The sequence below is a fragment of the Pseudobutyrivibrio ruminis HUN009 genome, from assembly GCF_000703005.1.
GTDB classification, from domain to species: Bacteria; Bacillota; Clostridia; order Lachnospirales; family Lachnospiraceae; genus Pseudobutyrivibrio; species Pseudobutyrivibrio ruminis_A.
In genome coordinates this window covers 1,286,066-1,292,500 of record NZ_JNLH01000001.1, presented here as the reverse complement: position 1 = coordinate 1,292,500, position 6,435 = coordinate 1,286,066, and the positions used below count along the sequence as shown (strand labels likewise).

7 protein-coding genes, 1 tRNA gene and 1 rRNA gene (1 of these 9 running past the window's edge) are annotated in these 6,435 nt (G+C 40.1%); all 9 read right to left on the bottom strand.

The genetic code is table 11. From position 1 onward, the window contains the following. Positions 1 to 240: ribosomal RNA gene (locus tag BO15_RS0105900) — 16S ribosomal RNA — on the bottom strand; it reaches 1,291 nt to the left of the window's first position. Between the two features lie 482 nt (positions 241 to 722). Then, positions 723 to 1,745 carry a threonine aldolase family protein gene (locus BO15_RS0105895; RefSeq protein ID WP_033153232.1) on the bottom strand — a complete coding sequence of 341 codons (1,023 nt, stop codon included), beginning with the start codon at positions 1,743 to 1,745 and terminating at the stop codon, positions 723 to 725. An 88-nt stretch (positions 1,746 to 1,833) separates the two neighbouring features. Beyond that, positions 1,834 to 1,919, bottom strand: a tRNA-Ser gene (locus BO15_RS0105890). A gap of 137 nt (positions 1,920 to 2,056) precedes the next feature. Next, a complete protein-coding gene (gene ispD, locus BO15_RS0105885) occupies positions 2,057 to 2,746 on the bottom strand; it encodes a 2-C-methyl-D-erythritol 4-phosphate cytidylyltransferase (protein ID WP_033153230.1) in 690 nt (229 codons plus the stop codon). 2 nt (positions 2,747 to 2,748) lie between these two features. Then, positions 2,749 to 3,774: a tRNA (adenosine(37)-N6)-threonylcarbamoyltransferase complex transferase subunit TsaD gene (gene tsaD, locus BO15_RS0105880; protein WP_033153229.1), complete on the bottom strand. Its 1,026-nt coding sequence runs from the start codon at positions 3,772 to 3,774 to the stop codon at positions 2,749 to 2,751. Continuing rightward, positions 3,764 to 4,348: a DUF6715 family protein gene (locus BO15_RS0105875; protein WP_033153225.1), complete on the bottom strand. Its 585-nt coding sequence runs from the start codon at positions 4,346 to 4,348 to the stop codon at positions 3,764 to 3,766. Before BO15_RS0105875 ends, tsaD begins: the two co-directional genes overlap by 11 nt. 1 nt (position 4,349) lies before the next feature. Further along, the gene (locus BO15_RS0105870) at positions 4,350 to 5,261 is read right to left on the bottom strand and encodes a ribonuclease Z (protein ID WP_033153223.1); all 912 of its coding nucleotides are present in this window, start codon (positions 5,259 to 5,261) and stop codon (positions 4,350 to 4,352) included. A gap of 23 nt (positions 5,262 to 5,284) precedes the next feature. Next, positions 5,285 to 5,725, bottom strand: coding sequence for a ribosomal protein S18-alanine N-acetyltransferase (rimI, locus tag BO15_RS0105865; protein ID WP_033153222.1), 441 nt, complete (start codon positions 5,723 to 5,725; stop codon positions 5,285 to 5,287). Then, the gene (gene tsaB / locus BO15_RS0105860; RefSeq protein WP_033153221.1) at positions 5,725 to 6,435 is read right to left on the bottom strand and encodes a tRNA (adenosine(37)-N6)-threonylcarbamoyltransferase complex dimerization subunit type 1 TsaB; all 711 of its coding nucleotides are present in this window, start codon (positions 6,433 to 6,435) and stop codon (positions 5,725 to 5,727) included. Before tsaB ends, rimI begins: the two co-directional genes overlap by 1 nt.

The window sequence follows — 6,435 nt, the reverse complement described above, 5'->3', positions numbered from 1 at the left end:
TTATACCGAAAAACTTTTCACACTGCATCATGCGATACCGTGCGCTTATGCGGTATTAGCAGTCGTTTCCAACTGTTATCCCCCTGTACAAGGTAGGTTACCCACGCGTTACTCACCCGTCCGCCACTCAGTCAACAAATCGTCACCCCGAAGGGATCGTAATAAGCTGCTTCGTTCGACTTGCATGTGTTAAGCACGCCGCCAGCGTTCATCCTGAGCCAGGATCAAACTCTCATGTTAGACGCACAGTTCCATCGAAGATGGGACTGTGCTAGTAGCAAGCTTGCTTGCTACATTTAAAAAGTTTAATTCCGAATCAGTATAAAACTGACTTGTTTACTAATAAAGGTTTCGTTTCATTAAGAAACTTAAATGAATTTCAAGGATACATGTTTATATAAAAACTTGTATTAATTCAAGGTTTGTTTCACTGTTCAGTTATCAATCTTCGCTTTGTTGTTGCCCTCAGCAGCAACTCGTTTATATTATCACGATGCTGTTGTTTTGTCAACAACTTTTTTATTTGTTTTTCTTGATTTTCTTTGAAAAATCAAGGGCTGTGACTCTTTCGAATCAGCTTGTAAATAGTATCATCTGCGTTGATTTTTGTCAAGCATTTTTTACTATTTTTTGCCGCTGTTTTAGCGGAGCTTTTCGCTCATGCGACAGCTTGTTTATAATATCAAACAGCCCTTTTGGTGTCAACAACTTTTTGCAAACTTTTACAAGATTTTTTTCAATGCCTCAACATCCTCTTTTGTAGTTCCCCAACTGGTTGCAATTCTAATAACAGTATGAGCTTCATCATACTTTTCCCAGAAGTCATAAACCACATTTTCTTTAAGTTGTTCTAGCTTGGCATTATCCATAACAACAAAAATCTGGTTAGTAGGATTTTCCATATATAATGTATAACCCTTCGCCCTCAAATCTTCTCTGATAGAATCTGCCCACTTAACACCATTTCTTCCCATAGACATATATAGATCATCAGTAAACAGTTCTACGAATTGAATACCAAGCAATCTACCCTTAGCAAGAAGAGCTCCATGCTGTTTAATCTGAGTAATCATATGTTTAGGTGTATTGTTCTTTGTGAATACAACTGCTTCACCAAAGAGAGCACCGACTTTTGTTCCACCAATGTAAAATACATCACATAGTTTAGCAATATCTGCCATAGTCATATCGTCTGCGGCAGCAAGTCCATATGCTAAACGTGCCCCATCTATAAATAGAGGTATCTCATATTCATTACATATAGAATAAATAGCCTCCATCTCTGCTTTAGAATACAATGTGCCATACTCAGTTGGATATGATATATAAACCATTCCTGGATTAACCATATGTTCACAGCTCCCGTCTGCATAATGATCTGCAAGCATTTGCTTTAATTCATCAGCATAAATCTTTCCTGCATGACCAGGAAGAGTTATAACCTTGTGTCCACTATATTCAATTGCACCTGCTTCATGCACTGCAACATGACCAGTTGCTGCAGCTACAACACCATCATAGTTTTGTAGCATAGAGTCAATAACTGTTTGATTAGTTTGTGTACCACCAACTAAGAAATATATATCAGCATTAGGGCAATTAATGTAGTCTCTTATTTTTGCCTTTGCAGATTCACAATATGGATCTTCTCCATAACCCGAAGTAGAAAGCATATTTGTTTCTCCAAGAGCCTTTAAAATATTAGGATGACACCCCTGCGCATAATCACATTGAAAGTAAAGCATAACATTCCTCCTTTATACATCTGGCTAACACTAATATATAAATGAATATAACAAAAAAGGCAACCACTTTCGTGATTGCCTTATCCAGCGCAGAGGGTGGGATTCGAACCCACGCGCCCTTGCGGACAAACGGTTTTCAAGACCGCCTCGTTATGACCACTTCGATACCTCTGCATGCATCTCTCGAGCACGTTATGTATAATATCACCCTATAAGATGGATGTCAACAAAAAATCGTAAGTTTTTTTGAAAATCCTTGAATTCAGAAAATTGTGACAACGCCGCATTTTATCGTACTTTTCTGTATGTTTTTAATGGTGGTTTCTAAGTATTGCTTCTCCGAAGGTTGCATCCTCTGGAGTAGTCACTTTTATGTTCATATATGACCCCTGAATCATGTGTACATCATGGTCAGTTGCCATCTCTACCATCATAGCATCATCAGTGATTGATGGGTCTGCATTAGGCATAATTTTATCGTATGCGCCTCTAATAAGGTTGTATTCAAAACACTGTGGTGTCTGAACGGTCCATACAGTGCTTCTATCAGGTGTATCTAATACTTTTCTATGTGTATCTGTAATCTTGATTGTATCTTTTGTAGGCATACCTACAACACATGACTCATATAAAGCAACAGCCGACATACAGCGGTGGATTATATCCTCTGTAACAAATGCTCTTGCACAATCATGAATCAAAACATAACCATCATTGATAGCTTTGAGACCTGCGTATACGGAATCGTAACGCTCCTCTCCACCTTCAACGATAGCAATGCACTTATCTATGTGATATCTTTCAATTATTTCTTTACGGCACTTTTCTACATCACCTGGTGCCACTACAAGTACAATTTGAGTAACCTTGCTTTTCTGGAATGTACGAAGACAATGAGACATAAGTGGGGCTCCACCTATATTCATATACTGCTTAGGAACTTCCTGTTCCATTCTTTTACCACTACCTGCTGCAAGTACAATCGCTGTAAATTTATTCATTGTTATCTTTCTCCCAGTTTAAGATTTGGGATAGCATTTAAATCCCAACTATCCCTTCTGCCTGCCAAATATTCATAATATCCAGCAGCACCAATCATTGCCGCATTATCTGTACAAAGAATTGGTGATGGATGATAGAATTCTACGCCCTTACTTTTACACATCTCTTCCATGGCTGCTCTAAGTGTCTGGTTGGATGCTACGCCTCCAGCTATAGCAAACTTATCCATGCCAAATTCATCAATAGCCATGGCGGCATGTTCGCATAACGTATCAATAACCGTCTGCTGGAAGGACGCTGCAATATCTTTATCGTTAACTGTCTCACCCTTCATCTGAGCGCCATTTATATAGTTAAGTACCTGAGATTTAAGTCCACTGAACGAGAAGTCATAGACTCCATCCGATACTTTTGGGCGTGTAAATGTAATTGCATGAGGATTTCCTTCATGAGCCGCTTTTTCGATTTTAGGGCCACCTGGATAGCCCAGTCCGATAGCTCGAGCTACTTTATCAAACGCCTCGCCTGCAGCATCATCCCTGGTACGTCCAAGTATTTCGTATTTACCATAATCCTCTACTCGAACAAGGTGGGTATGACCCCCAGAAACCACTAAGCATAAAAATGGTGGCTTGAGTTCCTTATTTTCGATGTAATTGGCGCTAATGTGGCCCTCGATATGATGAACGCCAATTAAAGGCTTGCCTGTAGCAAACGCTATTGCTTTAGCCTCTGCAACGCCAACAAGTAACGCACCAACTAAGCCTGGACCATATGTGACAGCAATTGCGTCCATATCTTCCAAGCCCATATCAGCTTCTTCTAATGCCTGCTCAATTACCTGATTAATTCTTTCTATGTGTTTGCGGGATGCAATCTCAGGAACTACCCCTCCATAAAGTGTATGAAGTGGTATCTGAGTAGATATGATATTACTTCTAACATCTCTTCCGTTAACAACAACAGCTGCTGCTGTTTCATCGCAAGAGCTTTCTATTGCAAGAATTTTTATTTCTTTAGTATCCATTTATTTCGTCCTCTGTGGACAGCCTCCATGTAAGAATCTTCCAATTACCATCTGAATCTTTTCTCAGGCAGAAATCTTCGTATGTACGAGTATACGAACTTCCCTCGCGTACAAAATAATACGCTGAAACAAAAGCACACTCATAGCCATTTATCTTTTTATACTGAACTTCACCTGACTCACTAACAGAGCTCGATACGATAACTCTTTGACGATTATGATAATCCTCTATTTCAAGATTTAATGACGCAATGTAGGTATCTTTTGGATTGTATTGTAACAACTCATCATCCATAAGCTTTCTAGCCTGATCCGCCATCTGTTCAAGCTCTTCTTGAGTAAACTCTTCTGCATAGTAGGCTGTAATTATTCTATTGTACCATTTAACCACTGCACGAGGTGTAGCAGGGTAATTCTTATCAAAATCCTTTGAAATAATTGCCTGTACCTCTGACAGCTCAACACTATCATCTGCGGAAACAGAATCATTGCGGCGTGACAAATAAGCATAGTATCCCACTACAAGAGAAACCATACAGATTACCGCTATTCCTATTCGCAGTACCTTTTTCATCCTACTCCTCCGAAAAATCAAGTTCTATAAACTTGCCGTCTTCTCCCAATTGTGCCTGTGGAAAAATATCACAGACAGCTTTCATATATCTTTTATGCCCGGTCATGGATGGGGAAAAATGTGTAAGCCAAAGCTCAGATACATGAGCATCCTTTGCGACCTTTGCTGCTTCATAGAATGTCATGTGTTTATTCTGACGAGCTTTTGCAAGCTTTTCTTCCTCAGCATACATTCCTTCGCAGATAAGCAAGTCCGAGCCCTCGGCTGCTTCTACCAGTGATTGTGTAGGCCTTGTGTCAGTACAATATGTGACCCTCAAGCCCTTTCTAGCCTCGCCCATAACCATGTCAGGGGTGAATGTTTTTCCTTCGAATTCTACTGTTTGCCCCTTTTGTAATGGGTTCCACAGCTGAACCGGCAAGCCTAATGCTTTTGCTCCTTCTACGTCGAATCTGCCTTTTCTAGGTATATCTATCGTATATCCATAGCATAGCACATTATGATTAACTTTGAACGCGTGAATGTGATAACCCATTATCTCGAAACGTTCATCAGGCTCTGTAATTTCATGAAAATGTATTTCAAATGGAAGCTCAGGTGCGATAACCCTAAGTGAATTAACCACCCTTTCAAGCCCCTTTGGACCAACAATTGTAATTGGCTCAGTCCTGTCAGAATTGCCCATGGATAACAAAAATCCAGGTAAACCACTGACATGGTCTGCATGATAGTGAGTAAGACAGATAATAGAAATAGGATTAGGCGAAAAGCCTGCCTCTCTAAGAGCCACCTGTGTCCCCTCACCGCAATCTATAAGTAACCCCTCACCATTGAATCTCATAAGACAAGAAGTTAACCATCTATTAGGAAGCGGCATCATGCCAGCCGTTCCCAACAAACAAACATCTAACATTTATAAATCCTCTATAACCCTTATTACAAGCTCTTTGACATACAAATAGCATCTTCTATTGGGTTTGAATAAAAGTATTTGCGCTTTCCAATTTCTTCAAACTCAAAACGCTGATAAAGATTACGCGCTGGAGTATTTGAAACTCGAACTTCTAAAAATATAGTTTCAACATTTCTTTTTTGAGCCTCAGATATGGTGTATTCCAACAATCCTTTTCCAAGGCCTTTTCCCTGATACTTTGTATCTATTACAATGTCTGGGAGTTCAGCCTCTGGTGCTGTTATGTATAAAACCGAAAAGCCACAGATTATATCATTTTCTGTGACAACCATAATCAATGAATAATCAGAATCAAACGCCTCCTGAAAAGATTTCATAGACCATGGTGTAGGCATAACCGCCTCTTCTATTTGAAAAATAGCCTGCAAATCTGCTGATGTTGCATGTCTATATTCAAAGGCCATTAAGCTTTCCCTTCCTTTTCCATGCGCTCTCTCTCTGCCTGTGACAATCTGAGATAATCAGGTCTGTGATCAGCCGCTGGCTCGCATTCACCATTTTGATAGTATATCTGGCCCAAAGTTGCAACTGATGCTGCATGCTGTCTGTTCAGGTGGGCAGGTGCAAATCGGAATGGAACCTTTATGAGATTTGGTATTTCCTCCTTGAATACAGGAACACCATCACCTATAAATGTAACTGGCATTTGTAATTCGTTTATCTTTTCTGCTATTACTTGAAAATCCACCGCACACTGGCTGTGAATAGTATTGAAATGTCCATCCTGATCAAAAGAGTAAAGGCCTGTGTATACCTGTCCTCTTCTAGCATCCATGATAGGGCATATAAGCCCTGACTGGCCCCATAGGTTGAAAGCCATAGCATCAACTGTAGGGACAGAAACTATTGGGCATCCCAAAGCCAGGCCTAATCCCTTTGCAGTTGCCGATGCAATTCGAAGACCTGTAAAAGAACCTGGTCCTGCAGCCACTGCAATGGCATCGATAGTGTTTAAATCTAACTCAATCATCTTGCCAAGCTCATCAAGCATTGGAAGAAGAGTCTGAGAATGAGTCTTTTTGTACCCTGTAGTGTACTCACCAATTAAATTATCATCCTCTACAACGGCAACTGAAGCAACAAGCCCAGAACCGTCAATTCCTAATATCTTCAT